The organism is Streptomyces sp. NPDC085900, assembly GCF_044540925.1.
Taxonomy (GTDB): domain Bacteria; phylum Actinomycetota; class Actinomycetes; order Streptomycetales; family Streptomycetaceae; genus Streptomyces; species Streptomyces gilvifuscus.
In genome coordinates, this window is sequence record NZ_JBITSP010000019.1 from 17,537 (window position 1) to 44,077 (window position 26,541).

Below are 26,541 nucleotides of genomic sequence, written 5' to 3' on the forward strand. Positions count from 1 at the left end.
AGGCCTTACCAGTCGCCGTCCTCCGTCGGCTTGCCGGGTGCGGGCCGGGGGCTGTCTGGGCTCGTGTCAGGTCTTACCGGTCGCGTCCTCCACCGGCCCGCCCGGTGTGTCCCCGGGTCTGTCTGGCCGTGGTCAGGACTCACCGGTCGCCGTCTTCGACCGGCCGCCCGGTGCGGCCCGGGCCCATCTGGGCCCGCGGTGAGGCCTTACCAGTCGCCGTCCTCCGTCGGCTTGCCGGGTGCGGGCCGGGGGCTGTCTGGGCTCGTGTCAGGTCTTACCGGTCGCGTCCTCCACCGGTCTGCCCGGTGTGTCCCCGGGTCCGTCTGGCCGTGCTCGGGCCTCCCTCGTCGCCGTCCTCCACTGGCCGCCCGGATGCGGGCCGGGGCCGTCCGGGCCTGTGGGCACGCCTTACCGGTCGCGTCCTCCACCGGCCCGCCCGGCGTGTCCCCGGTCCGGGCGGCCGCCGTAAGGACTCACCACTCACCGTCCTCCACCGGCTTGCCCGGTGCGTCCTTGAGGGGTTTGACCTGGTGCGGGGTCGGGGCCTGCCAGGGCTCGTGGTCGTCGCCGACCCAGTCGCCGACCGGCTTCACGGCCTCCAGGGTGTCGGTGGGGGAGAGGTCCTGTGCGTCCTGGTCGTAGTAGTCGTACCAGGGCAGTCCCGCGCGGGTGTAGGCGGCGCGGTCGACCGGTGACGGCGGGGGAGCCTCGCCGGTGATGCGGCGCCACTCGGGCGGCGTCACCAGGTGTACGAAGACCCGGCCGGCGGGCTGCTCGGACCAGTCGTCGAGCGACCGGTCGTCCTGGTAGACCTCCTGCCGCATGGAGCCGCCGACGCCGAGCCCCATGGCCGCCGCGGCCTGCGGTGCCCGCGCCGCGGCGGGAGCGGGAGCCGCGCCCGGAGCCGGCGGTGCCGCCATGGGCATTGCCATTCCGTAGCCGCCGCCCGGCGCGGCCGCCCGCTCCCGGGCGAGTTCCGTGCGGCGCCGCTCCGCCTCCCGCCACTCGGCCAGCTTCCCTTCGCGCAGCGGGAAGGACTGCAGCTGAACGCCGCCCCAGACCTCCTCGCCGGTGACCTGGCCCTCGACGGTCGCCCCCAGACCCAGCGGCACCGCCACGAACTGCCGGACGGTGCCCTTGCCCGAGTTGATGCCGTCAAGCCAGGGCTGACGCGGCAGTACGACGTAGTTCTGCGGCTTGCGTGAGAGCCGGTCGCTCCATGGCTTGCCCGAGACGGCGCACACCTTGCCCACCCCGACCTGGAGGGCGGCGGGCTCGGCCGTACCCGCGAAGCTCAGCCACATCGCCTCGCGCAGGTACACCGGCAGCATCACCCCGCCGCGCGCACGCCACGCCTCGGGCACCGTGTCCGGGTAGTCCGCCACCCGTCGGACCGGGAACTCGCCCAGCCCCGGTGGCAGCGGATGCGTCCCCGTCTCCGGCAGCCGCAGGGTGCGCACGAAGCGCACCGCCACCCCGCCCGGAAGCCGCAGGGTGTTCCCGTCGATCCGCACGCCGCTGTCGGCCATCGGCCCGCCCCCTTCGTTCTACGCTGCCGGGGAAACGTACGCGTCCCCGGTGACCACATCAGCTGGAACGACGCCGGGCACCCGCGCGGTTCCGGCGCAGCACCTCCGGAACGCGCAGTCGGCCCGAGTCGCGCAGGCTCTCCCGCAGCCGGGTCAGCCGCGGCATGCGCTCGCGCTGCTCGGCCGAGGCCCGGTCCAGCTCCTCCAGCAGCCGGCGCGAGCGGTGCTCGGTGTCCATCTCGTCGAGGATGCGGTTGACCTCGGTCAGCACCGCGCCGTGCAGCTGCCAGCTGCGCGCGTCGCGCTGGACCTCCTCCAGCAGCAGCTGGGCCAGCTTGTCCCGGGTCGTGCCGGCCTGGCGCAGTTCCGCGGTCAGCCGCTCCTCGGCCGACTCGGCGCTGACGCTGACGCTGGTGGTGACCAGGACCGCGAAACTGACCACCGCGTCGGCGATCTCCGACAGCAGCCGCTCCACGGCGGCCCCCGTCTCGCGCGCGAACAGCGGCTCCGGATCGCGCTCCTTGGCGAGGTCGGTGAAGGTGCGGGCGAGCACCCGCAGCACCACCGTGCAGATCTCCAGCGTGTCCAGCCCGGTGCGCAGCACCACCCGGTGCAGCAGTCCCTCACGCACGCGCGGGTTGAGCCGCAGACTGTCCTCGGCCTGCCGCAGAGCCGCGTCCACCTCGACGATGTCGTGGTCGAGGCGGCGCGCCTCGTGCAGCCGCTCGGTCGCGTGCTCGACGGGCGTGCGCCCGGCGGCCTCCTCGCCCATACGCAGCATCAGCTGCCGCACCCGCCGGGCCAGGCCCTCGATCGACTCGCCCGCCTCGTCCACCCACACGGGCGGCGCGAGGAGAAGATTGCAGGCCATGCCGACGACCGCGCCGATCAGCGTTTCCACGATCCGGGCCCACGCGGTGTCGCCGACCGTCGTGACGCCGAGGACCAGCATGGCGCTGATCGCCACCTCGGGGACGTACTCCTCGACCCGTACCAGCCGTCCCACCGCCAGCGCGGCCACGATCAGCAGCGCGAGGCTCCACCAGGTCAGACCGACCAGCTGGCTGAAGGCGATGGCGACCAGGACGCCGGCCACCACCGAGTTGACCCGGCGGATGCCGTTGGTGAGCGTGGCGTACAGGGTGACCTGGACGACCAGCAGCGCGGTGAGCGGCGCGGTCAGCGGGGCCGCCTCGGGACTCAGGCGCAGCGCGACGACGTAGGCCACCGTCGCCGCGACGGCAGACCGAAGCGTCTGCACCACCACCGGGTCGCGACGGCGCTTCACGTACCGGACGAGGGACGCCCTCCACTCACGTACATCTGGCACTACGGGCTGTTCCCTTTCCACTGCCTCGAACACGTACGACGTTTCTTTTGAGGACCGTAACTGTCCGCAAGCACACCTAGATTGTTGGTGACGGCCGGTGGACGGCAAGAGGGGAGAACGGTGATGGCGGACACCCGGGACTTCGAGGTTCTCACACGTGCGCACTCCTATCTCGGCGACGTGGTCGCCGCGGTTCCCGAGTCGGCGTGGGGAGCGCCGACTCCCTGCACCGAGTGGACCGTGCGTCAGGTCCTCAACCACGCCCGGATCGACCAGCTGGGCTACGGCCTCGCGCTCACCGGCGGCCGGCCGGACTCCGACCCCTTCCACCCGGCCGACGCGTTGGACGGGGACCCGGCGGCCGAGCTCGGCAAGGTGCTGAGCCAGGTCGCGGAGGCCTATGCCGCGCTGCCCGCGGACGCCGAGCAGGTGCCGACGCCGCTCGGCCCGCTGTCCCCGGCGCTCGCCGCGGCGGCGGCCGCCATGGACGCGGCCGTGCACGCCTGGGACATCGCGGTGGCCACGGGCCAGGACCGCCCGCTGGACCTGGAGCTGGCCGAGGGGATCTGGCCGGTGGCGGAACGGCTCGTCGATCATCTCCGGGACTCCTACCAGGTCTTCGCACCCGCCAGGCGGCTCCCGTACCGCCACGACCGCGCCGAGGCCCTGCTGGCCTTCCTCGGCCGGGATCCGCACTGGACCCCGTGACCGACCGGGACACGGCCCGCCGCTAAATGAGTTGCGGACACCCCCGCCGATGAGTGATCTCTTGGGACGGACGTCCGCACTCACCAGGGGGAGCCGATGGAGTCGACAGAGCCCGGTACGGCCCGGACACTGCGGGCGCTGCGGCACGTTGCCGCCCGCTCCTCCGGGCCGGCCGTCGGCCCCGGGCCGCGGATCACGCTGAACTTCCATCCCGACCGGGCGGCGGGCGGGCTGCCCGTCCTGCGGGCCCTGGCCCGGGACGGCGCCTACCACTCGCAGTTCGTCACCGGCACCAGCAACGGCGGCCTCACCGCGCATCCCGGCGGCGACCGGTGGCGCTGGGAGAGCCGGATCTTCGGCGGCGCCTACGACGACGCCGACCCGCACGAGCGGCCCGTGTACGGCGCGCTGAACTTCCGGCGCCAAGTCGTCGGCGCCGCACCGCGGTTCGGCTCCTCGCACTTCCGGCTCACCGCCGACACCGTGGGCCGGGCCACCTTCTGCTATCCCGACAGCGCCGCGGAGCCGACCGATTTCGGGATCGCCGCCGGCATGTCGCTGATCGCGCTCGCCGAGGTCGACGAGCAGGACGCCCTCAACGACTACATCGAGGCGCAGGTCCACGGCGGGGTGCTGCTCGCCCGGCACGTCGAGGCCCTCGTCCTGGACGCGAGCTACCGCGGCACCGCCGTAGAGGCCGAGGCCCGCCGGCTGCCCTGCCCCGTCGAATGGCACCCCGGCTACCGCCTGACCGTGGAGCAGCTGCGCGTGCACGCGGACTACCGAGGACCCGAGTACGCCGCCCTCGGCGCCCGGATCGCCGAGGACGGCCGGATCGACCCGCGGATCATCGGGGACGCCGCTCGCACCGGCCGGTACGAGCTGCAGGACCTGAAGATGGTGTGGCACACCCTCGCCCGCTTCGGCGCCCCGGAGGGCGCGGGCACCGCCATTTCGCCCAGCGGGCACGCCCGGGCCGGGGGCACCTCCTAAGCGTCCGGCGGCCCCACCTCGGACGCGGGTACCGCTTCTGCGTCTGGCGGGCTCACCCGGACCCCGGGCGCCGCTTCTGCGTCTGGCGGGCCCACCTCGGGTGCGGGCGCCGTCTCTGCGTCTGGCGGGCCCACCTCGGGTGCGGGTACCGCTTCTGCGTCCGGCGGCCACACCTCGGGCGCCGCCTCCGCCTCCGGCGGCCACACCCCGGGCGCGGGCACCCCCTACGCGTCCGGCGGCCACACCCCAGGGGTGAGCACGCCGAGCGCGTAGGCGCGCGCCACCAGCTCGGTGCGGTTCGACGCGCCCCAGCGTGCCGACAGCCGTCGCAGGTGGTAGGTGACGCCGTCCGTGGTCAGGCCGGTCTCCTCGGCGGCCCGTGCGGTGGTCGCGCCCCCGGCCAGCAGCGCCAGGATGCGGGCCTCGACGGGCGCCACGCGGGCCGGTTCCCGCGCCGCCGGCTCGCGCGTGCCCAGCACGCGCAGCATCACCAGCAGCGCTGGCGTCTCCTCCACGGTGTCGCTGACCGGGTCGGCCGTCAGCTCGCCGAACCGCTCGGCCCCGCCCGGCGCCTCCCAGAGGACCGACACCTGGTACCGCGACCGGTGCCTGAGCCGCAGCGCCTCGGCGATCCGCTCCACCTGCGTGGCCTCCCGCGGCCTGAACAGCTCCAGCACGGCACGGCCGCGCAGCCGCCCCGGCGTCGTACCGCACTCCGCCGCCATCGCGGGGTTGGCCAGCAGGACGTCTCCGTACACGTCGCACACGGCCACGGGCACGGAGACCCGGTCGAAGAGCGTCAGGGCGCGATTGCGCCACACCACGGCCTCGCTACGGCCCTCTTCCACCCGTCGCTCCCGTCACCCGGCGCGCGTCCGCCCGCACCACCCCCATCATGCGACGGCGGACGAACCGGCCCTCGGGCTCCTCGCTACACCGCCAGCCAGGCCGCGTGGTCGGGGGCCAGCACACCGTCCTCGACGGGGCCGCTCGCCAGCAGGAGCGATGTGTGCGCGGGCAGCCGGTAGCCCTCGGAGGAGAGGTTGACCGCACACACGAACCCGGGCTCGCGACCGAACAGGAGCACGCCGGCCGGGGCGTCGAGCCACGTCAGGTCGCCGTCGCCGAGCGCGGGATGCTCGCGGCGCAGCCGCAGGGCGGCGCGGTACAGCTCCAGCATCGAGTGCTCGTCGCCGCGCTGCTCGGCGACCCCGCGGCCGGCCCAGGCAGCGGGCTGCGGCAGCCAGGGCTCGGCCCGTGCGCCGTCCGGGCTGAAGCCGTACGGCGGGTTCGAACCGGACCACGGGATCGGCACCCGGCAGCCGTCCCGCCCGCGCTCGGTGTGCCCGGAGCGCTCCCAGACCGGGTCCTGGAGCACGGACTCCGGCAGGTCCTCGACCTCCGGCAGGCCCAGCTCCTCGCCCTGGTAGACGTAGGCGCCGCCGGGCAGGGCGAGCATCAGCAGGGCGGCCGCGCGGGCCCGGAGCGTGCCCAGTTCCAGGTCCAGGGGGCCCTCGGGCCGGTAGGGCTCGTTCACCGTCCATCGCCTGGCGGCCTTGCGGCCGTAGCGGCTGGGATGGCGTACGACGTCGTGGTTGGACAGCACCCAGGTGGCCGGCGCGCCCACCGCGCCGAGCATGGCGAGGGAGTCGTCGATGACGGCCCGCAGGTCCTTGGCGTCCCAACTGGACATCAGGAAGTCGAAGTTGAACGCCGTGTGCAGGCCCTCGGCGCGGACGTAGGCGGCGAGCCGTTCGGGGGTGTCCGCCCAGGCCTCGGCGACGAACGAGCGGTCGCCCGGGAACTCGTCGGCCACCCGGCGCCAGGACCGGTAGATGTCGTGCACCTCGTCACGGTCCCAGTGCGGGTGGTCCAGATGCTGCCGCGGCCCCCGCTCCTGGACGGGCGGCGGCAGGTCGGGCAGCTCCGGGTGCTTGATCAGCCCGTGCGCGACGTCGATCCGGAATCCGTCCACGCCCCGGCCGAACCAGAACCGGAGGATCGACTCGAACTCGGCGCGGACCTCGGGGTGCTGCCAGTTGAGGTCGGGCTGCTCGGGGGCGAACAGATGCAGATACCACTCGCCGTCGGGCAGCCGGGTCCAGGCCGGACCGCCGAAGCAGGAGACCCAGTCGTTGGGCGGTTCGGCGCCGTCGGGCCCGCGGCCGGACCGGAAGACGTAGCGCTCCCGCTCCGGGCTGCCCGGTCCGGCCGCCACCGCGGCCCGGAACCACACGTGCTGGTCGGAGGTGTGGTTGGGCACGATGTCGGGGATGACGCGGATGCCGTGCTCGTGCGCTTCCTCGATCAGCCGCTCGGCCTCCTCCAGCGTGCCGAACAGCGGGTCGATCTCCCGGTAGTCGGCGACGTCGTAGCCGTGGTCGGCCATCGGGGACCGGTACCAGGGGTTGATCCAGACGGCGTCGACGCCGAGCCACTTCAGATACGGCAGCCGGGAGCGGAGGCCGGCGATGTCGCCGACGCCGTCGCCGTTCCCGTCGGCGAAGCTGCGGATGTAGACCTGGTAGATGACGGCATCGCGCCACCAAGGTGCGGGGGAGGTGGACATTCGGTGCGTGCTCCTCGGTCGTGACAACGCTTGCAAGCCTGAACGGTCCCGACACGACCGTCAATGCGTTACGGCTCAGTAATTCCCTGGCAGCGCTGTCATGAACCGCACACACCTGTGCTAGCGTCCGCCCATGCCGCCAGCCCGACGGCACCCCACGATGGCCGACGTCGCCGAACGCGCCGGGGTCTCCGTCTCCACCGTCTCGCGCACCCTGCGCGGGCTGTCGAACGTCTCGCCCGACGTCCGCGCCCGCGTCGAGAAGGCCGCCCGCGCGCTGAACTTCGCCGTCTCCCGGCACGCGTCCAGCCTGGTCACCGGCCGGACGGGGGTCGTCGCGGTGCTCGTGCCCACCCTGGACTCGTGGTTCATGGGCTCGGCCCTCTCCGCCCTCGGCCCCCTGCTGCGGGCCGCGGACCTGGAACTGACCGTCTACGTCACACCCGACCTGGCCGAACGCGCCGCGTTCTTCGAGCGGCTGCCGGCCCGGCGCAACGCCGACGCCCTGCTGGTGTTCTGCTTCGACCTGACCGACGAGGAGAGCGCACGCCTGGACGACCTCGGCATGCCCGTCGTCTACGTCAGTCAGCACGCCGACGGGCGGCCGAGCGTGTACGTCGACGACGGCGCCGCGGCCCGGGCCGGCACCCGGCACCTGCTCAACCTCGGGCACCGCCGCATCGCCTTCATGCAGAGCGCGGGCCCGACCGGCTTCTCCTTCAGCTCGCACGAGCGGCTCCTCGGCCACCGGCGGGCACTCACCGAGGCGGGCGTCCCCCTGGACGACTCCCTCGTGGTGGCCGCACCGGCGGCGGACCGGCGCGCGGTCGCCGAGGCACTGGGAGAGCTGCTCGGCCTGCGCGAGCCGCCCACCGCGGTCTTCGCCGAGCAGGACGAGCTCGCCGTCTCACTGATCTGGACCCTGCGCCGGTCGAGGATCGAGGTGCCCGAGCGGATGTCCGTCCTCGGCTTCGACGATCAGCCGGTCGCCGAGCTGTTCGACCTGACGACGGTGGCGCAGTCACCCGCCGACATGGGCCGGGAGGCCGGTGAACTGGTCCTGAGCCTGATCACCGACCCCGACGCCGACCCCGCCCGGCACGTCCTGCTGCCGACCCGCCTCATCCCCCGCGGCAGCACCGCCCCGGCCATCGGCGAGGAGACCGACTGAAGTCCCGCCGGTGTTCCGGGCAAGACCTTTGGCGAGGTCTTGACTACATGATCATGTAGTGCGGCGGCCCGGTCCGCCCGCCGGGCTCGACCAACCTTGATCGCAGTACTTCCGTACCGCGAAAGGCAGTTGTCGCGCCATGCCCCCCACCGCGCCGCACCCCCACACCACCGACACCGTCCCCGGAGTCCCCGTCGTCGACATCACCGCCACCGGCCCCGGCCGCACCCCCATCCAGCAGATCATGGAACTGATGCGGGAGCACGGGCCGGTGCTGGTGCGCCGCCTGCACGGGCGGGACGCCCTGTTCGTCTCGGACCTCGACCTGGTGGCCGACCTCGCCGACGAGAAGCGGTTCGCCAAGCACATCGGCCCCGCCCTGGAGAACGTCCGCGAGTTCGCCGCCGACGGACTGTTCACTCCGGAGCCCGACTCGCCCCCGCGCTCTGCTACTTCGGCTGCGACGCGCCCGACGCCGACTTCCTGCACGCCGAGGAACTGCGCGCCGCCGAGGCCGCCGAGGTCTGGGAGCTGCTCGACGCGGGGGCCCGGGTGTACGTCTGCGGAGACGGTTCGAAAATGGCGCCCGGGGTGCGGGAGGCGTTCCGTACGCTGTACCGGCGGCACGTGCCGGATGCGGACGACGCGGCGGCCGTGACGTGGCTCGACGGGCTGATCGCGGACGGCCGTTACGTCGAGGACGTGTACGCGGCCGGCTGACCGAGGCGAGAGGTGGGCGCACGGTGGTGGACTCCTGGGAACGGGCCCGGCGCATCCTGCGGGACGCGGGCATCCCTCCCGGGAGGCTGGCCCGCCTGCGCCCCCTGAGCGGCGGCACGTACAACACCGTCGAGGAACTCACGCTCACCGACGGCGCCCGCCACGTGCTCAAGGCCGCGCCGGACGCCCCGGGACTCAGCCACGAGAGGCGGCTGCTCGTCGCCGAGGCGGAGTTCTACCGCGGCGCCGAGACGGCCGGGGTGCCTGCGCCCCGCCTGCTCGCGTTGGACGAGGCCGGCCGCGTACTGCTGATGACCGCATCGCCCGGCGACCCCTGGGACGCCTCGCTCACCGAAGCCGAAAGGGCCACTCTGCGAAGGCAGTTGGGGCGGCACGTGGCCGCCCTTCACCGGGTCGTCGGACCCGCCTTCGGGTATCCCTCCGGTGCGCTCGGCCCCCTGGCCGCGGACTGGCGGACCGCCTTCACCGGGATGCTCGACGCCGTCCTCGACGACGCCCGCCGCTTCGGCGCCCGGTTGCCAAGACCCGTCGACGAGGTGGCCCGCACCCTGGAGGCCGCCCACGGCGCGCTCGACGAGGTCACCGTCCCCGCCCTCGTCCACTTCGACCTGTGGGACGGCAACATCATGGTGGACCGCTCGGCCGGCTCCGTACGCGTCGGCGGTCTCATCGACGGGGAGCGCATGTTCTGGGGCGACCCGCTGGCCGAGTTCGTCTCCCTGGCGCTGCTCGGCGACATCAGGAAGGACGAGGCGTTCCTCTCGGGCTACCGGGAGGCCGGCGGACGGGCCGAGTTCGACACCCCCGCGCTGCTCCGCCTCGCCCTCTACCGCGCCTATCTTTGTCTGATCATGCTGGTGGAGACCGTGCCGCGGGCGATGGGGGAGGAGCAGGTCCGGTGGCGGGACGAGGCGGTCGCGCCGGAGCTCGTCGCGGCCCTGGACACCATCCGGGAACACGCCTCTTAGCTCACATCGTGAACTAAGGGTTGGAGGAATGTCGCGCCGAACCCGCCCGCAGAGGTATGTTGCAGGTCGGCAGGGTTCGGAAGGAGCCATATGGCGGGGCGGAACGGGCGCACCGTGCGCGACCTCAGGCGGGCGAACCGCACGGCGGTGCTGCAACGGCTCTACTTCGACGGACCCCTCAGCCGCTTCGAGCTCGGCCCGGCGACGGGGCTGAGCTCCGGCTCGGTCAGCAACGTCGTCGCCGACCTCGTCGCCGACGGACTGGTGGAGGAGGCCGGCAGCGTCGACTCCGACGGCGGCCGCCCCCGCACCCTGCTGCGGGTGGCCCCCGGCGCGGGCCACATGATCGGCGTCGACGTCGGCGAGACCCGCGTCCGCGTCGAGCTGTTCGACCTCACCCTCACCGAACTCGCCCGCGCCGAAAGGCCCTTGGAGCAGCAGCGGTACGAGGTCGAGGTCATCGTCGGCCACATCCGCGACGGGATCGCCGAGGTCCTGGACGAGGCCGCCATCCCGCCCGAACAGCTCCTCGGCGTCGGCATCGGCGTGCCCGGCATCGTCGAACGCACCCCGGACCGCGGCGCCGTCGTGCACGGCCAGACCATCGGCTGGGACGCGGTCCCGCTGGAGTCGCTGCTGCGGACCACCTCCCGGCTGCCGGACTCCGTCCGCTACTTCATCGACAACGGCGCCAAGACCCTCGGCCAGGCCGAGATGTGGTTCGGCGCCGGGCGCGGCGCGCGCAACGCGATCGTCGTGCTGTTCGGCTCCGGCGTCGGCGCCTGCCTGGTCACGCCCGAGGTGGAACACGGGCGCGCGGTCGAGTGGGGGCATCTGACCGTACGGGTCAGGGGGCGCCGCTGCCGGTGCGGCGCGCTCGGCTGCCTGGAGGCGTACGCGGGTGCGGAGTCCCTGCTGGAGCGCTGGCGCGAGGAGGGCGGACGGCCGCCGGAGGGCGCCGACGAGGAGACGGCGCTGTCCGCGATGCTGGCCGCCGCGTATCCCGCCGGGGGTGGGGCGGCCGACCCCGTCGCGCTCGGCGTGCTGGAGGAGACCGCCGAGTACCTGGGCGCCGGACTGTCCGATCTGATCAACCTCTTCCAGCCCGAGCGCATTCTGATCGGCGGCTGGGGTGGGCTTCAGCTCGGTGCGCGGTTCCTGCCCGCCGTGCGGCGGTACGCGACGTCGTACGCCCTGCGTTACCCGGCCGAGAAGGTCGCGATCGAGCTGGGGCGGCTGGGGCCGGACGCGGTGACCGTGGGAGCGGCGATCCTGCCGCTGGCCGACTTCTTCGGCCGGGGCGGGCGCCGGCTGGAACCGGCGGTCGAGGGGCCCGTGCCGGCCTGGCAGACGGCTCTGGAGGAGCGGGCCCCGCGCTGAGCAGTGGGCCCGCGGGGGGCGACGAGCGGCCGCGTTGTGGCTGGTCGCGGCGTTCCCCGCGCCCCGTGCGGGACGCCTCACAGCCCCATGTTTCGCCGGTCACCGCCGGAGGTACTCGCGTGTCGCTCGACGACGCGAAAGGAGTGCGCCGTGGCGGATCGACACCCTACGGGACAGGACGGCGAGCCCGTGCCGAGGGACCTGCCGGATCAGCAGGTCACCGAGGGCGAGGACCCACTGGACGTGCCCATTCCCGCCGTGGAGGAGGACGAGCCCGGCTCCGGTCTGCCCGACACCGACGAGGCCGGCACCGGCCGTCAGGGAGAGCGGCGGTCCGCGACCGTGCATCCCGAGCACCCCGAACCGGACGAGTCCTCCGCCTGACAGGGAGCCACCATGGGTATCGGCGACCGGGTCCGCTCCTGGCCCGTCTACCGTCAGCTCGGCGGAACCGACCGTACGGCCCGCGGAAGCGCCGCGAAATCGCCGTACACCGACAAGCTGCGCCCGCGCACCGACAGCGCGGACCGCGTCGTGCAGTCCGTCTGCCCGTACTGCGCGGTCGGCTGCGGGCAGCAGGTCTACGTCAAGGACGAGAAGGTCGTCCAGATCGAGGGCGACCCCGCCTCCCCGGTGAGCCGCGGCCGGCTGTGCCCGAAGGGCTCGGCGAGTCTCCAGCTGACCACCGGGCCGGCCCGGGAGCACCAGGTCCTCTACCGGCGCCCGTACAGCTCCGACTGGGAGCCGCTCGACCTGGAGACCGCCATGGACATGGTGGCCGAGCGGGTGATCCGCACCCGGCGGGAGACCTGGGAGTGGGAGTACGAGGGCATGCGCACCGCCCGCACCATGGGCATCGCCAGCCTCGGCGGCGCGACCCTCGACAACGAGGAGAACTACCTCATCAAGAAGCTGCTGACCGGCCTCGGCGTGGTCCAGGTGGAGAACCAGGCCCGGGTCTGCCACAGCGCCACCGTGGCCGGACTCGGCACCTCCTTCGGGCGCGGCGGCGCCACCACCTTCATGCAGGACCTGCAGCATTCCGACTGCATCGTCATCGAGGGCTCCAACTTCGCCGAGTGCCACCCGGTCGGCTTCCAGTGGGTGATGGAGGCCAAGAAGCGCGGCGCGTTCATCATCGACGTCGACCCCCGCTTCAACCGCACCAGCGCGCTCTCCGACCTGTACGTGCCGATCCGCGCGGGCACCGACATCGCCTTCCTCGGCGGGATCATCAACCACGTCCTCACCGAGGAGAAGGACTTCCGCGAGTACGTCCTGCGCTACACCAACGCCGCCACCCTCGTCGGCGAGGACTTCCGCGACACCGAGGACCTCGACGGCGTCTTCTCCGGACTCGACGAGGAAAAGGCCCACTACGACACCACCACCTGGCAGTACGAGGGCGTGGAGATCCAGCAGCCCGCGGGCGAGGCCGACGAGCTGTACGAGAAGCGCACCCGCAAGACGGCCGGCGCCGAGGCGCACGGCTCCGGCGGCGCCCGCACCGGACACCGCGCCCCCAGCGACGACACGCTCCAGCATCCCCGCTGCGTCTATCAGGTGCTCAAGCGCCACTACGCCCGCTACACCCCCGAGATGGTCGAGGAGGTCTGCGGCATCCCCCGCGAGACCTTCCGGCGCGTGTGCGACGCGCTGACCGCCAACTCCGGCCCCGACCGCACCAGTGCCTTCTGCTACGCCGTCGGCTGGACCCAGCACACCACCGGCTCCCAGTTCATCCGCGCCGCGAGCGTCCTGCAGCTGCTGCTCGGCAACATCGGCCGCACCGGCGGAGGCATCCAGGCGCTGCGCGGCCACGCCTCCATCCAGGGCTCCAGCGACATCCCCACGCTGTACAACCTGCTGCCCGGGTACATCCCGATGCCGCACGCGCACGAGAACATGAACCTCGACAACCACGTCGAGTCGACCCGCACGGTCAAGGGCTTCTGGTCGAACATGCGGGCCTACATCGTCAGCCTGCTCAAGGCCTACTACGGCGACGCCGCCACACCCGACAACGACTTCTGCTTCGACCACGTGCCGCGCCTGACCGGCTCCCACTCCACCTACGACACCGTCATGGCCCAGCTCGACGGCGACTGCAAGGGCTACTTCCTGCTGGGCGAGAACCCGGCCGTCGGCTCCGCCAACACGCGCCTGCAGCGCCTCGGCATGGCCAACCTGGAGTGGCTGGTGGTGCGGGACTTCTCCCTCATCGAGTCGGCGACCTGGTGGAAGGACGGCCCCGAGATCGAGACCGGGGAGCTGCGCACCGAGGACATCGGCACCGAGGTGTTCTTCTTCCCCGCCGCCGCCCACACCGAGAAGTCCGGCTCCTTCACCAACACCAACCGCTGGGTGCAGTGGCACTACACGGCCGTGGAACCCGAAGGCGACGCGCGCAGCGACCTGTGGTTCATGTACCACCTGGGCCGCCGGATCAAGGAGCGGCTGGCCGCCTCCACCGACCCCATGGACCGCCCGATCCAGGACCTGACCTGGGACTACCCGGTCACCGGCGAGCTGGACGAGCCCGTCGCCGACGCCGTCCTCGCCGAGATCAGCGGCCACGGCCCCGACGGCTCCCCGCTCAGCGCCTACACCGAGCTCAAGGACGACGGCTCCACCCGCTGCGGCTGCTGGATCTACTGCGGCGTCTACGCCGACGGCGTCAACCAGGCCGCCCGCAAGAAGCCCGAGTGGGAACAGGACTGGGTGGCCGCCGAATGGGCCTGGGCCTGGCCCGCCAACCGCCGCATCCTCTACAACCGCGCCTCGGCCGCCCCCGACGGCACCCCCTGGAGCGAACGCAAGAAATACGTCTGGTGGGATGCGGAGCAGGGCAGGTGGACCGGGCACGACGTCCCGGACTTCGTTCCCGACCGCGCCCCCGACTTCGTACCCGACGAGGACGCCGTCGGACCCGACGCGCTGCGCGGCGACGACCCGTTCATCATGCAGGCCGACGGCAAGGGCTGGCTGTTCACGCCGGCCGGCCTGGAGGACGGGCCGATGCCCACCCACTACGAGCCCCAGGACTCCCCGTTCCCCAACGCCCTGTACCCCTCCACCCCGCGCAGTCCGGTCCGCCGGCTGCTGCCGCGCGAGGGCAACCGATACCACCCGAGCGGCGGGGAGGAGGGCGCCGAGGTCTTCCCGTACATCGTCACCACCCACCGCCTCACCGAGCACTTCACGGCGGGCGGGATGAGCCGCTGGTCGGACTATCTGTCCGAGCTGCAGCCGGAGTTCTTCTGTGAGGTCTCGCCCGAGCTGGCCCGCGAACGCGGCCTGGAGAACGGCGGCTGGGCGACCGTCGTCACCGCCCGCAACGCCGTCGAGGCGCGGGTCCTGGTGACCGAGCGCATGCGGCCGCTGCGGGTGCAGGGCCGGGTCGTCCACCAGATCGGCCTGCCCTTCCACTGGGGGCCCAACGGCGTCGTGACGGGCGACGCGGCCAACGAGCTGACCGCCATCGCCCTCGACCCCAACGCCCACATCCAGGAGGACAAGGCGCTGACCGCCGACATCCGCCCGGGCCGCCGGCCGCGCGGACCGGACCTGCCGAGGCTGGTCGCCGAGTACCGCAGGCGGGCCGGCATCACCGCGGACACCGGAACGGAGACACGCAAGTGAGCGAGGAACGCGTCGGCTTCTTCACCGACACCTCCGTGTGCATCGGCTGCAAGGCCTGCGAGGTGGCCTGCAAGGAGTGGAACGCCATCCCCGAGGACGGCCTGTCCCTGAGCGCGATGTCCTACGACAACACGCAGGCCCTCGGCGCCTCCACCTGGCGGCACGTCGCCTTCATCGAGCAGCCCAGGCCGGACGGCCGTACCCGACTCCCTGTCGTGGAAGGCGGATCGACCGCCCAGGAGACGGCCGTCGGCGGTGACGGCGAGCTGCGCTGGCTGATGTCCTCCGACGTGTGCAAGCACTGCACGCACGCCGCCTGCCTCGACGTCTGTCCCACCGGTTCGCTCTTCCGCACCGAGTTCGGCACGGTCGTCGTCCAGGAGGACATCTGCAACGGCTGCGGCTACTGCGTGCCCGCCTGCCCCTACGGCGTCATCGAGCAACGGCCGCACGACGGACGCGCGTTCAAGTGCACGATGTGCTACGACCGCCTTGGCGCGGGGCAGGAACCGGCCTGTGCCAAGGCCTGCCCCACGGAGTCCATCCAGTTCGGCCCGCTCGACGAACTGCGCGAGCGGGCCGCCCTGCGGGTCGACCAGCTGCACGAGGCGGGCGTCCCCGAGGCCCGGCTGTACGGCCACGACCCGGACGACGGGGTGGGCGGCGACGGCGCGTTCTTCCTGCTGCTGGACGAGCCCGAGGTGTACGGGCTGCCGCCGGACCCCGTGGTCACCACCCGGGATCTGCCGGCCATGTGGAAACACGCGGGCGCCGCCGCCCTGTCACTGCTGGGCGGCGTCGCCGCCTGCTTCGTGGCGACGGCGGGAAGGGGCCGACGATGAGCGTGATCCAGAACGTGCGGCGCGGCCGGCGCCGGCGCGGCGAGCAACCGGTCGTCCCGCGGGCCGAGTTCCGGTCCTACTACGGTCGCCCGGTCATCAAGCCGCCCTCCTGGGCGGCCCTCGACATCGCCGGGTACTTCTTCCTCGGCGGACTCGCCGGCGCGGGCTCGGCGCTCGCGGCGGGAGCACATCTGACGGGACGTACCGGCACCGCGACGGCACTGAAGGTGTCCTCGCTCACCGCCGTCTCCCTCTCGGCCGCCGCCCTCGTCCACGACCTGGGCAAGCCGAGCCGCTTCATGAACATGCTGCGGGTGTTCAAGCCGACCTCGCCGATGAGCATGGGTTCCTGGCTGCTCGGCGCGTACGGCCCCGCCGCGGGGGTGGCCGCCGCGAGCGCCGTGACCGGCAGGTTGCCGCGTCTCGGCGGTATGGCAACCGGAGCCGCCGCGCTGCTCGGCCCCGCCGTCGCCACGTACACCGGGGTGCTGGCCGCGGACACCGCCGTACCGGCCTGGCACGGCGCCCACCGCGAACTGCCCTACCTGTTCGCGGCGTCCGCGACGGCAGCCGCCTCCGGCATGGCGCTGGTGGCCGGACCGACCGGCGAGAACCTGCCCGCCCGCTGTGCCGCCGGGCTCGCCGCCCTGGCCGACACGGCGGTGGAGAAGGCCGCGGAGCGGCGGCTGGGCATGGTGGCCGAGACCTGGAAGGAAGGCCGGGCGGGCACGCTGCTGCGCTCGGCCCGCGCGCTCACGATCGGCGGCGCGGCCGCGGGAGCCCTCTTCGGCGACCGGCGTCCGGTCGCGGTCGCCTCGGGCCTCGCCCTGCTCGCGGGCTCCGCCTGCACCCGCTTCGGTATCTTCGCGGCGGGCGTCGCCTCCGCCGAGGACCCGAAGTACACGGTGGTACCGCAACGGGAGCGGGTGGGCGGGGCGACGCCCGAGGGATCTTCGTAGCAGGGCTCAGCCGACCTTGCGTCCCCGCATCGGTTCCGTGGGGGCGCCCTCGCCCTGCTGGAGGCCGTGCAGGAACTCGCGGAGGACCTCGGTGGCCGAGTACCGCGGCTCCCAGCCCAGTTCGGTACGCGCGCGCGTGCAGTCCATCAGGGGCAGGCGCAGCACCGCGTCGAACAGGTGCGGCGAGGCGGGCAGCAGGTGCAGGTTCCAGGCCGCCGCGATCGCAGAGCGGGCCGCGGCGCGGGGGAGGCGGACCGAGCGGGTGTCCAGCATCTCGGCCAGCAGCTCCGCGTCGACCCAGGGCTCGGCGGCCAGGTTGAAGGCACCGCGGGTCTCCGTGCCGAGCGCGGCGACGTACGCCCTGGCCGCGTCGTCGGTGTGCAGCGCCTGCACCCGCAGGCCGGGGACGTCGGGCAGGAACGGCAGCAGCTCGGGGCGGGCCAGCGGGCCCGGCAGGAAGCGGCCGCCGAAGATCCGGCGCTGCTCGCTGGCCGACTCCCGCTTGAACAGGAACGCCGGGCGCATCCGCACCACCCGCACCTCGGGATGCTCGCGCTCGAACGAGTCCAGCGCACGCTCCAGATACGCCTTCTCCCGGCAGTACGCGGCGTCGGGCCAGCCGTGCGTCGGCCACGACTCGTCCACCGGGCGGTCCTTCGGCCCCGGAGAGTAGGCGCCCACCGACGAGGCGTGCACCAGCGTCGCCACCCCGGCCGCCGCCACCGCCTCGAACACCCGGATGCTGCCGAGGACGTTCGTGCGCCAGGTGGTCGCCGGATCGTGCGTCGGCTGGAACGCCCAGGCCAGATGGATCACCGCGTCGGCGTCCGTGAACTCCTCGACCAGGTCCGTCTGTTCGGATGCCAGGTCGACCGAGGACCAGTCCGTCCGGGGCGGCGACCAGTCGGGGATGCGCCGGGCCAGCCCCAGGACGGAGCCGACGTCCGAGTCCTCCGAGAGCGCGCGCACCACACTGGTACCGACGTTGCCGGTCGCGCCCGTGACCACGATCCTGCTGCCCGCTGTGCTGCTCACCTTCGGCTCCTTCGCTCGCTGGACGAGCGGACCGAGTACCCGTGCGGCGCGGATTCACCTGCCGCCCGGCATGACCCCGGAGGTAATCGACCCCGGCGGCGGCTCCCGGAACCATGGAGGACGTACCCACCGCACCGGATCGCAGGAGGTCGTCCCATGCCGTACTTCACCAGCCCCGCCGACGGTACCCGGCTGCACTACGTCGACTACGGACCGGCCGACGGACCCGTGGCCGTCTTCGTCAACAGCGCCTACCTCGGCTCCGAGATGTGGGAGTTCCAGATGCCGGCGCTGGCCGCGGCGGGCCACCGCTGCGTGAGCCCGGACCGGCGGGGGCACGGCCGCTCCGACGACGTGTGGAACGGCTTCGACCTCGACACCCTCGCCGACGACGTGCACGGCCTCCTTGACCACCTCGACCTGCGCGACGTCACGCTGATCGGTCACTCGATGGGCTCCGTCGAGATCACCCGCTGCCTCACCCGGCACGGCGCCGACCGGGTGGCCCGAGTCGCCTTCGTCGCCGGCATCGCCCCGGGCGTGGTGCGCACCGCCGACAACCCGGACGGCCTGGACCCCGACGCCGTGCGGGCCGCCAACGAGGTGTGCCGCCGGGACCGGCCGGCGTTCTTCCAGGACGGCATCGCCGGCTTCTTCGCCGTGGACCGGCCGGGCAACGAGGTGTCCGAGGCGTTCATGCAGTACTTCGTCCAGCGTGCCCAGCTCTCCTCGCCGCACTCCACGGCCGCGGTCCAGGAACTCGTCGCCACCGTGGACGTGGCCCCCGAACTCCCCAAGATCGACCTGCCGGTGCTCGTCGTCCACGGCACCCACGACACCTCGGCCCCCCTGGAGACGACCGCCCACCGCGCCACCCGTCTCCTCCCCGACGCCACCCTCAAGACCTACGACAACGCCGGCCACGGCCTCTTCGTCACCCACGCCGACCAACTGACGGCGGACCTGGGGGAGTTCATGGCGAGCTGAGCCCGGCGGTGCGGCGGCCGGGGGATGATCAGGGCATGAGTGAGATCATCCTGATGGCCGACGCCCGGGTCGCCGCCGTCCCCGTCGAGGACAACGGCGAACCCCTCGTCGACGTACGGAAGGCACTGCTGGTCGACGACCGCAAGCACGAGGACTCCCGCGGTGCCGAGGCCCATCTGCGCCGCGGCGTCCTCGAACGCCTCCTCACAGCGCAGGCCCTGCTGCCCGACGGTCTGCGGTTGCTCTTCGTGGAGGGGTACCGGCCGCCGCCCCTCCAGCGTCTCTACTTCGAGCGGTACGCCGACGAACTGCGAGCCGTCCACCCGGACTGGCCGGCCGACCGGGTGCGCAGTGCCGCCAGCCGCTTCGTGTCCCCGCCCGATCTCGCGCCACACAGCGCCGGAGCGGCGGTCGACCTGACCCTCGCCGACCCGGACGGCCGTGAACTGGACCTGGGGACACCGATGAACGCCGGCCCCGAGCAGAGCGACGGCGCCTGCTACACCGAAGCCCGGAACATCACCGCCGAGGCGCGGGCGCACCGTGCCGTGCTGGGCGCGGCGTTGGGGGCGGCCGGGCTGGTCAACTACCCGACCGAGTGGTGGCACTGGTCGTACGGCGACCGCTACTGGGCCCTGGCGACGGGAGCACCCGCCGCCTTGTACGGGCCCAAGGAGTCGGTAGGCGGCTAGGCCGCGAAGGCGTTCACGCCCGTCAGTTCCGCTGACAGGTCCCACAGGCGGGATGCCTGGACGGGGTCGGTCGCCCAGGACTTGACGCCGGATGTGGCGTCGTCCGTCGCGGGTTCGGCGATGTCGCAGTCCTCCAGGTAGACGCCGCCGAGGCCGTCGAGCTGGGGTGAGGTGGCCGCCCAGACCTGGGTGGCCGCGCCCTGCTGGGGGGTCTTGAAGCCCTCGGGGTTGAGGATGTTGCCGTCCTCGTCGATCCAGCCGCGCTCGATCATCTCCTCCCGGGGGATGTGCCGTTGCAGCGGCGTGAGGATGCCGCCGGGGTGGAGCGAGAAGGCGCGGACGCCCGAGTCGCGGCCGAGCCGGTCGAGGTGGACGGCGAACAGGACGTTGGCGGTCTTGGCCTGGCCGTAGGCCTGCCACTTGTCGTAGCCCCGCTGCCAGTTGACGTCGTCCCAGCGGATGCCGGAGAAGTGGTGGGCGCGGGAGGAGACGGACACGACCCGGGCGCCGCCCGCCGCGATCGCCGGCCAGAGGCGGTTGACCAGGGCGAAGTGGCCGAGGTGGTTGGTCGCGAACTGCGCCTCCCAGCCGGGCCCCACGCGCGTCTCGGGGCAGGCCATGATCCCGGCGTTGTCGATGACGATGTCGAGGACCCGCCCGGAGGCGAGGAACCGCTCGGCGAAGGACCGCACGCTCCGCAGGTCGCCGAGGTCCAGCTCGTCCACCTCGACGCCGTCGAGACCCGCGAGCGCCTCCTCGGCCGTCGCCCGGCGCCGGGCCGGGACTACCACCTGGGCGCCCGCCTTGGTGAGGGCGCGGGTCGTCTCCAGGCCGAGTCCGGAGTAGCCGCCGGTGACGAGGGCCAGCTTCCCGGTGAGGTCCAGGCCCTGCAGGACGTCGTCGGCGGTGCTGGTCGCGCCGAATCCGGATCCGATCTTGTGCTGTGAAGTGCTCATGCCGGGAACGCTACGGATTGGAGTGCTCTCGAAGTCAAGTGCGCCCCGCGGCCTGCGTGCCGCAACGGGCCCGGCGCAGGAGAAAGCCCCGACCGGACGGGGGGATGCCGGTCGGGGCGGTCGAAGTGTGGGTGCGCACGGCGGTCGCCTCTCGGCGAAAGGCTCCACAGGGCTTCAGCCGAACGATCGTCCCTGTGGGCGAAAGGTGAGGCCCGGGGACACTGTCCCGTCCACACCCACGGCTTGTTCAACGGACAACCACCCTCAGGTGTTCCGCTGTTCGGCCCCCTGGGCGGTGATCCGAGTCACCTGCGCGGCGGCGGGAACGGAGTCCACCCACAGGTTCTCCGCCTGCAGCACCAGTGAGCCGAGCACGGTCGTGCGGTCCGCCCCGCCGGACGCCTGTTCCCGCAGCTCCTCCTGCAGCCGCCGGTGCAGGGTCTGCCGGGCCTCCTCACCCCGGCCGTCCGCCCCCTCGACATCGCGCATGTCGAGCAGCCGTGCCCCTTCCGCGGCGCACGCCTCGGCGATCAGCTCCAGCAGCCGCGCGTACGTCCGCAGCACCCGCCCCTCCGGCAGGGCCGGCGTGCGCCCGTCCTCGGCCGCGACCACGAGCGTCCGCACCAGGCTCCCCACATGGCCGGTGACCCGGCTGAAGCGCTCGTCCTCCGACTCCTCGGGCACCGCCGCGGGGACCCGGCGCAGGGCGCGCAGCGGCCGGCTCGTCAGCCGCAGGCTCTCCCGGCTCCAGCGGCGCGCCGAGCGCAGCGCCTCCATCCGGTGTTCCAGCCGCGCCGTGGCGTGCGACCAGCCGGCCGTGGTCCGCGCGTCCCAGCGCTCGTGCCGCAGATCGTCCGCGACCGTCCGCAGCACGTCCCCGGCCTCCCGAGCGAGGGCCGCGAGGTTCTCCCGCACGTCCCGCAGGTGGATGGGCGGCAGGACGAGCGCGTTGACGGCCACCCCGATCACCGCGCCCAGCGCGGCCTGTCCCACGCGGTGCCCGACCGCGGTCGCGGTCACGGTGCCCGACGCCAGGGTGAACACCGCCGTGGTCGCGGCGTAGACCCCCTGGTCGCCGAAGCGCGACCAGTTCGACAACAGCATCAGCACCGGCAGGCACAGCGCGAGCGCGCCCAGCGTCGTCCCGGTCAGGGCCTGCGCCGCCGACGCGAACAGGGTGCCGACGCAGATCGCCGCGAACTGCTGCGCCGCCTGCCGCAACGAGCTGTACACCGTGGCCTGCACCAGGAGCAGCGCCACCCAGGGCGCCATCAGTGCCATCGGGTCGTTCATCCCGTCGCTCGCCACGACCCAGGCGAGCAGCGCCGCCCCGGCCGCCTTCAGCGACTGCACCACCAGGTCCCGTTCCCGGCCCGGTGAACGCCAGGCCGCCCGCGCGGAGCGACCGGCCCTGACGGCCCCCCGCCGCCAGGCCTGTACCGAGTGCCTGAACACCGTCTTCGTCCTGCTCATGCGCGTACGGGTGTCCAAGATCGCGGCCCCGGAGCGGGGGAAAAGCTGTGACATGCCGCACTCAGGCGAAGGGCCCGTCCTTCAGCGAGGCCAGCAGATGCGCCGGATCGTCGTACACCGACTCGGCGCCCGCCTCCTCCAGGTCGCGGCGGGGGATACCGCCGCACAGCACGCCCACGCAGCGCACCCCGGCCCGGCTGCCCGCACGCATGTCCCACACGGTGTCGCCGACGAACACCGCCCGCTCGGGCGGGACTCCGGCCAGCTCCAGTGCGTGCTCGACCGGCTCGGGTGCCGGCTTGCCCTCCTCGACGTCGTCGGCGCTCGCGGTGGCGGTGATCGCGTCGTCGGCCGAGATGGCGCGGCGCAGCGCGGACAGCTCCGGGCCGCTCGCGGAGGTTGCCAGCACCACCTGCCAGCCGTCCTGGTCGAGGCGGCGCAGCAGGCGGCCGGCGTCCCGGAACGCGGGCAGCCGGTCGAAGTACTGGCCGTACAACGCCTTGTGCGCGGCGCTCAGTTCGGCGTCCTGGTCCTTGTCCCGCCGCTCGCCGAGCAGCCCGGCGATCAGGTCCTCCGAGCCCAGCCCGATGGAGCGGTGGATGGCGTGCATGGGGATGTCGTGCCCCGCCTGCCGGAAGGCTTCCCACCAGCTCACCACGTGCAGGTGGTTGGTGTCGGCGAGGGTTCCGTCGACGTCGAACACGGCCGCCCGTTCCATGCGCGCTCCTTCTCTCCGGCCCGCCCGAGCACGACCGCTCGGACATGACCGCCTCACTACGACCGCTCGGGTACCACGTCAGGTGCCCGACACTCCTGCGGGCAGACTGCGCCGTCCCGTCCAGGCGAGCAGGTCCTCCCGCGACCACGTGTTCACCACACGCTCGGCCGGCACCCCGCACTCCTCGGCCCGCGCGCAGCCGAGGATCTGCCAGTCCAGCTGGCCGGGGGCGTGCGCGTCGGTGTCGATCGAGAACAGCACGCCCGCCTCCACGGCCCGGCGCAGCAGCCGGCGCGGCGGGTCCAGCCGCTCGGGCCGGCTGTTGATCTCCAGCGCGGTGCCCGTCTCGGCCAGCGCGGCGAACACCTCGTCGGCCTCGAACTCCGACTCCGGCCGCCCCCGCCCGGTGACCAGCCGCCCGGTGCAGTGCCCGAGCACGTCCGAGTGCGGATCGCGGACGGCCGCCACCATGCGGCGGGTCATCGCGCGGGCGTCCATGCGCAGCTTGGAGTGCACCGACACCACGGCCACGTCGAGGCGCTCGAGCAGCTCGGGCTCCTGGTCGAGCGAGCCGTCGTCGAGGATGTCGCACTCGATGCCGGTGAGCAGCCGGAACGGCGCCCAGCCGGCGTTCAGCTCCGCCACCACGTCCAGCTGCCGCCGCAACCGCTCGGGGGACAGGCCGCGGGCCACGGTCAGCCTGGGGGAGTGGTCGGTCAGCACCGCCCACTCGTGGCCGAGCGCCGCCGCCGCTCGCCCCATCTCCTCGATCGGGCTGCCGCCGTCCGACCAGTCGGAGTGCAGATGGCAGTCACCGCGCAGCAGCGTCCGCAGCTGCTCGCCGCGCCGCTCGCCACGGGGCGCCGCGGCCTCGCTCTCCAGTTTGCCCAGGTAGCCGGGGACCTGCCCGGCCAGCGCCTCCCGCACCACCTGCGCCGTCTTGGGGCCGACGCCCTTGAGCGACTCCAGCGTCCCGGCGTCGGCCCGCTCGCGTATCTCGCCGTCGGGCAGCGTCGTCAGGACCCGGGCCGCCGTACGGAAGGCCCGTACGCGGTACGTCGGCGCCAGGGACCGCTCCAGCAGGAAGGCGATCCGCTCCAGTGCCTCGACGGGATCCATGGTCACCTCCACGTCCAGGGTTCCCCAGCAGCGCCCGGGCCGCACTGTTTGTCCGGGCCGCCCACGGGTACTGCGAAGCCTCGCCCTTCACCATCATGAGGAGGTCGACGATGTCCCCATCAGCTCCCGGCCAGGTGGCCGTGGTCACCGGTTCCGACTCCGGCATCGGCCGGGCCACTGCCGTCCGCCTCGCGCGGGCCGGTCTGGACGTCGGCATCACCTTCCACACCGACCACAAGGGCGCGGAGGAGACCGCCGAGGAGGTCCGTGCCCTCGGGCGGCGTGCCGAGGTCGCCCGGCTGGACCTCACCGGGCTCCCCGAGGCCGCGGACACCGTGGACGAGCTCGCCGAGCGCCTCGGCCGCCTCGACGTCCTCGTCAACAACGCCGGTACGGGCACCATGACGCCGTTCCTCGACCTGGAGCTCGACACCGTGCGCGAGGTCCTGGACGTCGATCTGATCGGCCCGTTCCTGTGCGGGCAGCGGGCGGCCCGGCACATGATCCGGCAGGGCGACGGCGGGCGGATCGTCAATGTGACGTCCGTGCACGAGCACCAGCCCAGGGTGGGCGCGGCGCCGTACTGCGCGGCCAAGGGCGGCCTCGGGCTGCTCACCCAGGTCATGGCCCTGGAGCTCGCCGAGCACGGCATCACCGTCAACGCGGTGGCGCCCGGCGAGATCGCCACGCCCATGACCGGCCAGGAGGACACGGACGTGCGCACCGAGTCCCGTCCCGGCGTCCCGCTCGGCCGTCCGGGCGACGCGCGGGAAGTGGCCGCCGTGATCGCCTTCCTCGCCGGGCCCGACGCGTCCTATGTCACCGGCGCCTCCTGGGCCGTGGACGGCGGCATGCTCCGCATGGGCCCACAGGCCGGCTCCCATCTGCGGAGCGACGACTGGCGGCGTCCCTGAGACTGCGCACCAGTTCCTGCGCTTGACCGCGTCCGCGCCCCGGTCGTCCCGGCCGCCCGGCGGGACGTGTGGGCCGCCCCCGGCCGGGCCGTCGCCCCCGTGCTCACCCGGCTGGGCGAGCACGGGCACTTCGGGCGTCCCGCCGCACAGGGCGCCGTCGAGGCGCCCGTGCCGGAACTTCTCCGGCAGGAACGCGCCCGAGCCAGGTGGGCCGGATGCGTCCTACGCTCTATTGCATGACCGAACAAGCAGCTCCCTACATCGCGCATCCGCGGATCATGGTGCTCGGAGTGCAGCCGGGCACGCCTCCGTTCCGGATCGTGGAGATCGATGGCGAAGTGGTCGGCGAGGCCAAGGGCGTCATCGACGTCCTGGAGGCCGCCGCGGCGTTCGGCATCACGGTCCACGACATGGACGATCCGGACGTGGTGCGCTGGGTCGGCGGCGACAAGTTCACCTGGAGACTGCACTAGCGAGCGGGTCAGCCGACCGTCCACTTCTGGTTGGCGCCGCCCGTGCAGGACCAGATCTGCAGACGGGTGCCGTTGGCCGAGTTGTTGCCGGTGACGTCCAGGCACTTGTTCGCCTGCGGATTGACGATGTCGTGTGCCCCGGTGACCGTCCACTTCTGGTTCGGGCCGCCGGTGCAGTCCCACAGCTGGACGGTCGAGCCGTCAGCGGTGCCGTTGCCGGTGACGTCCAGGCACTTGCCCAGGGCGCGCAGGGTGCCGTCGGAGCCCACGGTCCACTGCTGGGCGGCGGTGCCGTTGCAGTCGTAGAGCTGGACGGGCGTGCCGTTGGCGGGGTTCGCGCCGGCGACGTCCACGCACTTCCCGGCCAGTCCCCTGATCGCCGCGCCGGTGGCCGTGTCACTCGTGGTGACCGACACCGAGTCCACCACCAGTTGCTGCGGGAAGGCCGTGGAGCCGTCGGGGTCGCCCGGCCAGTAGCCGCCCACCGCCAGGTTGAGGATCAGGAAGAACGGCTTGTTGAACACCCAGGTCTTCCCGCCGAGGTCGGCGGGGGTGCGGCGCTGGTAGACGTTGCCGTCCACGGACCAGGTGATCGAGTCGGGTGCCCAGTCGACGGCGAAGCTGTGGAAGGCGTCGGCGAAGGCCTGGCCGCCCGGCAGGGTGTAGGCGGCGCCGATGCCGCCCGAGCCGGAGTAGCCGGGGCCGTGGATGGTGCCGTGCACGGTGGAGGGCTCGAAGCCGACGTTCTCCATGACGTCGATCTCGCCCGAGTCAGGCCAGTTGACCGGTGTGCCCAGCATCCAGAACGCGGGCCACATGCCCTGCCCGCGCGGGATCTTCATCCGGGCCTCGACGTGCCCGTACTGGGCGGTGAACTTCCCCGAGGTGTTCAGCCGGGCCGAGGTGTACTGGCAGGTGCCGTACCAGCACTGGTAGTTGGCGGGGTTCTCGCGCCGGGCGGTGATCACCAGATGGCCCTGGCCGTCCAGGGCCGCGTTCTTGTTGCCCGAGGTGTAGTACTGCCGCTCGTGGTTGTTGACGTTGTCGCCGGTCTCGATCTGCCACTTCGAGGAGTCGACGGCGGCCCCGGCGGGCCCGTCGAAGGTGTCCGAGAACGTCACCGCGGCGGCGGTGGCCCTGGGCGTCTCCGCCTGCGCCGCACCGGTCGCCGCTGTCGCGACGAGGACGGCGGACAGGGTGGCGAACAGACATCTGCGCAGCAGTCGTGGGGAGGCCACGGCACTTCCTTCCGTACGGCGGCCGGGCGCACACGTGCGCCCGGCCGAGGTGGGGGGTGAAGGCGTCGCCTCTTGATTTAAGGAGTGAGATAAGGACAGCGTCA

23 protein-coding genes and 1 pseudogene are annotated in these 26,541 nt (G+C 73.0%); 14 read left to right on the forward strand and 10 right to left on the reverse strand.

Going from position 1 to position 26,541, the window contains the following annotated elements:
- Positions 1-473: 473 nt before the first annotated feature.
- Positions 474-1,529, reverse strand: coding sequence for a hypothetical protein (locus tag ACIGDI_RS40855; protein ID WP_399907591.1), 1,056 nt, complete (start codon positions 1,527-1,529; stop codon positions 474-476).
- Between the two features lie 58 nt (positions 1,530-1,587).
- Complete coding sequence (locus ACIGDI_RS40860) at positions 1,588-2,859, reverse strand: FUSC family protein (RefSeq protein WP_399907593.1); 1,272 nt, start codon at positions 2,857-2,859, stop codon at positions 1,588-1,590.
- A 123-nt stretch (positions 2,860-2,982) separates the two neighbouring features.
- Between ACIGDI_RS40860 and ACIGDI_RS40865 the strand changes: the two genes are divergently transcribed.
- Both ACIGDI_RS40865 and ACIGDI_RS40870 read left to right on the forward strand, forming a co-directional pair.
- Positions 2,983-3,567, forward strand: a complete 585-nt coding sequence (locus tag ACIGDI_RS40865; protein ID WP_399907595.1) for a TIGR03086 family metal-binding protein — start codon at positions 2,983-2,985, stop codon at positions 3,565-3,567.
- A gap of 96 nt (positions 3,568-3,663) precedes the next feature.
- Entirely contained in the window at positions 3,664-4,560 is an 897-nt protein-coding gene (locus ACIGDI_RS40870; RefSeq protein WP_399907597.1) for a DUF3626 domain-containing protein, read from the forward strand.
- 224 nt (positions 4,561-4,784) lie between these two features.
- Here the strand turns inward: ACIGDI_RS40870 and ACIGDI_RS40875 are convergent, their stop codons facing one another.
- Together ACIGDI_RS40875 and ACIGDI_RS40880 are read right to left on the reverse strand one after the other, a co-directional pair.
- Complete coding sequence (locus ACIGDI_RS40875) at positions 4,785-5,408, reverse strand: PAS domain-containing protein (protein WP_399907599.1); 624 nt, start codon at positions 5,406-5,408, stop codon at positions 4,785-4,787.
- Positions 5,409-5,491: 83 nt separating this feature from the next.
- Positions 5,492-7,129: a glycoside hydrolase family 13 protein gene (locus ACIGDI_RS40880; protein WP_399907601.1), complete on the reverse strand. Its 1,638-nt coding sequence runs from the start codon at positions 7,127-7,129 to the stop codon at positions 5,492-5,494.
- Between the two features lie 133 nt (positions 7,130-7,262).
- Here ACIGDI_RS40880 and ACIGDI_RS40885 point away from each other — a divergent pair, with 133 nt between their 5' ends.
- The 8 genes and pseudogenes from ACIGDI_RS40885 (at position 7,263) to nrfD (ending at position 16,832) form a co-directional block, all read left to right on the forward strand.
- A complete protein-coding gene (locus ACIGDI_RS40885) occupies positions 7,263-8,300 on the forward strand; it encodes a LacI family DNA-binding transcriptional regulator (protein ID WP_399907603.1) in 1,038 nt (345 codons plus the stop codon).
- Between the two features lie 139 nt (positions 8,301-8,439).
- A pseudogene (locus ACIGDI_RS40890) lies at positions 8,440-8,739 on the forward strand (hypothetical protein); the annotation flags it as partial.
- Positions 8,740-9,043: 304 nt separating this feature from the next.
- Positions 9,044-10,009 (forward strand): phosphotransferase family protein, encoded by a 966-nt coding sequence (locus tag ACIGDI_RS40895; protein WP_399907605.1) that lies wholly within the window; start codon positions 9,044-9,046, stop codon positions 10,007-10,009.
- A gap of 90 nt (positions 10,010-10,099) precedes the next feature.
- Positions 10,100-11,389, forward strand: coding sequence for an ROK family protein (locus ACIGDI_RS40900; protein WP_399907607.1), 1,290 nt, complete (start codon positions 10,100-10,102; stop codon positions 11,387-11,389).
- Positions 11,390-11,539: 150 nt separating this feature from the next.
- Positions 11,540-11,773, forward strand: coding sequence for a hypothetical protein (locus ACIGDI_RS40905; protein ID WP_399907609.1), 234 nt, complete (start codon positions 11,540-11,542; stop codon positions 11,771-11,773).
- A 12-nt stretch (positions 11,774-11,785) separates the two neighbouring features.
- Positions 11,786-15,031 (forward strand): formate dehydrogenase, encoded by a 3,246-nt coding sequence (fdh, locus tag ACIGDI_RS40910; RefSeq protein ID WP_399907611.1) that lies wholly within the window; start codon positions 11,786-11,788, stop codon positions 15,029-15,031.
- Positions 15,028-15,873, forward strand: coding sequence for a 4Fe-4S dicluster domain-containing protein (locus tag ACIGDI_RS40915; protein ID WP_384821386.1), 846 nt, complete (start codon positions 15,028-15,030; stop codon positions 15,871-15,873). The genes fdh and ACIGDI_RS40915 overlap by 4 nt, the downstream gene beginning before the upstream one ends.
- A complete protein-coding gene (gene nrfD, locus ACIGDI_RS40920; protein ID WP_399907613.1) occupies positions 15,870-16,832 on the forward strand; it encodes an NrfD/PsrC family molybdoenzyme membrane anchor subunit in 963 nt (320 codons plus the stop codon). Before ACIGDI_RS40915 ends, nrfD begins: the two co-directional genes overlap by 4 nt.
- 6 nt (positions 16,833-16,838) lie before the next feature.
- On the opposite strand, the gene ACIGDI_RS40925 is transcribed toward nrfD, so the two are convergent.
- Positions 16,839-17,867 (reverse strand): SDR family oxidoreductase, encoded by a 1,029-nt coding sequence (locus ACIGDI_RS40925; RefSeq protein ID WP_399907615.1) that lies wholly within the window; start codon positions 17,865-17,867, stop codon positions 16,839-16,841.
- Between the two features lie 156 nt (positions 17,868-18,023).
- On the opposite strand from ACIGDI_RS40925, the gene ACIGDI_RS40930 reads away from it, so the two are divergent.
- Both ACIGDI_RS40930 and ACIGDI_RS40935 read left to right on the forward strand, forming a co-directional pair.
- A complete protein-coding gene (locus tag ACIGDI_RS40930) occupies positions 18,024-18,854 on the forward strand; it encodes an alpha/beta fold hydrolase (protein WP_399907617.1) in 831 nt (276 codons plus the stop codon).
- A 35-nt stretch (positions 18,855-18,889) separates the two neighbouring features.
- Entirely contained in the window at positions 18,890-19,546 is a 657-nt protein-coding gene (locus tag ACIGDI_RS40935; RefSeq protein WP_399907619.1) for a M15 family metallopeptidase, read from the forward strand.
- On the opposite strand, the gene ACIGDI_RS40940 is transcribed toward ACIGDI_RS40935, so the two are convergent.
- The 4 genes from ACIGDI_RS40940 to ACIGDI_RS40955 form a co-directional block, all read right to left on the reverse strand.
- Positions 19,543-20,502, reverse strand: a complete 960-nt coding sequence (locus ACIGDI_RS40940; RefSeq protein WP_399907621.1) for an SDR family NAD(P)-dependent oxidoreductase — start codon at positions 20,500-20,502, stop codon at positions 19,543-19,545. The two genes, ACIGDI_RS40935 and ACIGDI_RS40940, sit on opposite strands and share 4 nt — an antisense overlap.
- 264 nt (positions 20,503-20,766) lie before the next feature.
- Positions 20,767-21,975 (reverse strand): aromatic acid exporter family protein, encoded by a 1,209-nt coding sequence (locus ACIGDI_RS40945; protein ID WP_399907623.1) that lies wholly within the window; start codon positions 21,973-21,975, stop codon positions 20,767-20,769.
- A 61-nt stretch (positions 21,976-22,036) separates the two neighbouring features.
- Positions 22,037-22,693, reverse strand: a complete 657-nt coding sequence (locus tag ACIGDI_RS40950) for an HAD family hydrolase (RefSeq protein ID WP_272174644.1) — start codon at positions 22,691-22,693, stop codon at positions 22,037-22,039.
- A 78-nt stretch (positions 22,694-22,771) separates the two neighbouring features.
- On the reverse strand, positions 22,772-23,812 hold the full coding sequence (locus ACIGDI_RS40955; protein WP_399907625.1) for a PHP domain-containing protein: 1,041 nt from the start codon (positions 23,810-23,812) through the stop codon (positions 22,772-22,774).
- Positions 23,813-23,922: 110 nt separating this feature from the next.
- Here ACIGDI_RS40955 and ACIGDI_RS40960 point away from each other — a divergent pair, with 110 nt between their 5' ends.
- Together ACIGDI_RS40960 and ACIGDI_RS40965 are read left to right on the forward strand one after the other, a co-directional pair.
- The gene (locus ACIGDI_RS40960; protein ID WP_399907626.1) at positions 23,923-24,726 is read left to right on the forward strand and encodes an SDR family oxidoreductase; all 804 of its coding nucleotides are present in this window, start codon (positions 23,923-23,925) and stop codon (positions 24,724-24,726) included.
- A 236-nt stretch (positions 24,727-24,962) separates the two neighbouring features.
- Positions 24,963-25,199, forward strand: a complete 237-nt coding sequence (locus ACIGDI_RS40965; RefSeq protein ID WP_200703357.1) for a hypothetical protein — start codon at positions 24,963-24,965, stop codon at positions 25,197-25,199.
- An 8-nt stretch (positions 25,200-25,207) separates the two neighbouring features.
- Here ACIGDI_RS40965 and ACIGDI_RS40970 read toward each other — a convergent pair whose 3' ends face one another.
- Positions 25,208-26,437 (reverse strand): lectin, encoded by a 1,230-nt coding sequence (locus tag ACIGDI_RS40970; RefSeq protein WP_399907628.1) that lies wholly within the window; start codon positions 26,435-26,437, stop codon positions 25,208-25,210.
- Positions 26,438-26,541 lie beyond the last annotated feature (104 nt).

What these genes read in the sequence shown, in the direction of transcription:
- ACIGDI_RS40855 (WP_399907591.1), bottom strand. Translation starts at nt 1,529, where the DNA reads ATGGCCGACAGCGGCGTGCGGATCGACGGGAACACCCTGCGGCTTCCG.
- ACIGDI_RS40865 (WP_399907595.1), top strand. Translation starts at nt 2,983, where the DNA reads ATGGCGGACACCCGGGACTTCGAGGTTCTCACACGTGCGCACTCCTAT.
- ACIGDI_RS40870 (WP_399907597.1), top strand. Translation starts at nt 3,664, where the DNA reads ATGGAGTCGACAGAGCCCGGTACGGCCCGGACACTGCGGGCGCTGCGG.
- ACIGDI_RS40880 (WP_399907601.1), bottom strand. Translation starts at nt 7,129, where the DNA reads ATGTCCACCTCCCCCGCACCTTGGTGGCGCGATGCCGTCATCTACCAG.
- ACIGDI_RS40885 (WP_399907603.1), top strand. Translation starts at nt 7,263, where the DNA reads ATGCCGCCAGCCCGACGGCACCCCACGATGGCCGACGTCGCCGAACGC.
- ACIGDI_RS40900 (WP_399907607.1), top strand. Translation starts at nt 10,100, where the DNA reads ATGGCGGGGCGGAACGGGCGCACCGTGCGCGACCTCAGGCGGGCGAAC.
- fdh (WP_399907611.1), top strand. Translation starts at nt 11,786, where the DNA reads ATGGGTATCGGCGACCGGGTCCGCTCCTGGCCCGTCTACCGTCAGCTC.
- nrfD (WP_399907613.1), top strand. Translation starts at nt 15,870, where the DNA reads ATGAGCGTGATCCAGAACGTGCGGCGCGGCCGGCGCCGGCGCGGCGAG.
- ACIGDI_RS40930 (WP_399907617.1), top strand. Translation starts at nt 18,024, where the DNA reads ATGCCGTACTTCACCAGCCCCGCCGACGGTACCCGGCTGCACTACGTC.
- ACIGDI_RS40935 (WP_399907619.1), top strand. Translation starts at nt 18,890, where the DNA reads ATGAGTGAGATCATCCTGATGGCCGACGCCCGGGTCGCCGCCGTCCCC.
- ACIGDI_RS40940 (WP_399907621.1), bottom strand. Translation starts at nt 20,502, where the DNA reads ATGAGCACTTCACAGCACAAGATCGGATCCGGATTCGGCGCGACCAGC.
- ACIGDI_RS40945 (WP_399907623.1), bottom strand. Translation starts at nt 21,975, where the DNA reads ATGAGCAGGACGAAGACGGTGTTCAGGCACTCGGTACAGGCCTGGCGG.
- ACIGDI_RS40950 (WP_272174644.1), bottom strand. Translation starts at nt 22,693, where the DNA reads ATGGAACGGGCGGCCGTGTTCGACGTCGACGGAACCCTCGCCGACACC.
- ACIGDI_RS40955 (WP_399907625.1), bottom strand. Translation starts at nt 23,812, where the DNA reads ATGGATCCCGTCGAGGCACTGGAGCGGATCGCCTTCCTGCTGGAGCGG.
- ACIGDI_RS40960 (WP_399907626.1), top strand. Translation starts at nt 23,923, where the DNA reads ATGTCCCCATCAGCTCCCGGCCAGGTGGCCGTGGTCACCGGTTCCGAC.
- ACIGDI_RS40965 (WP_200703357.1), top strand. Translation starts at nt 24,963, where the DNA reads ATGACCGAACAAGCAGCTCCCTACATCGCGCATCCGCGGATCATGGTG.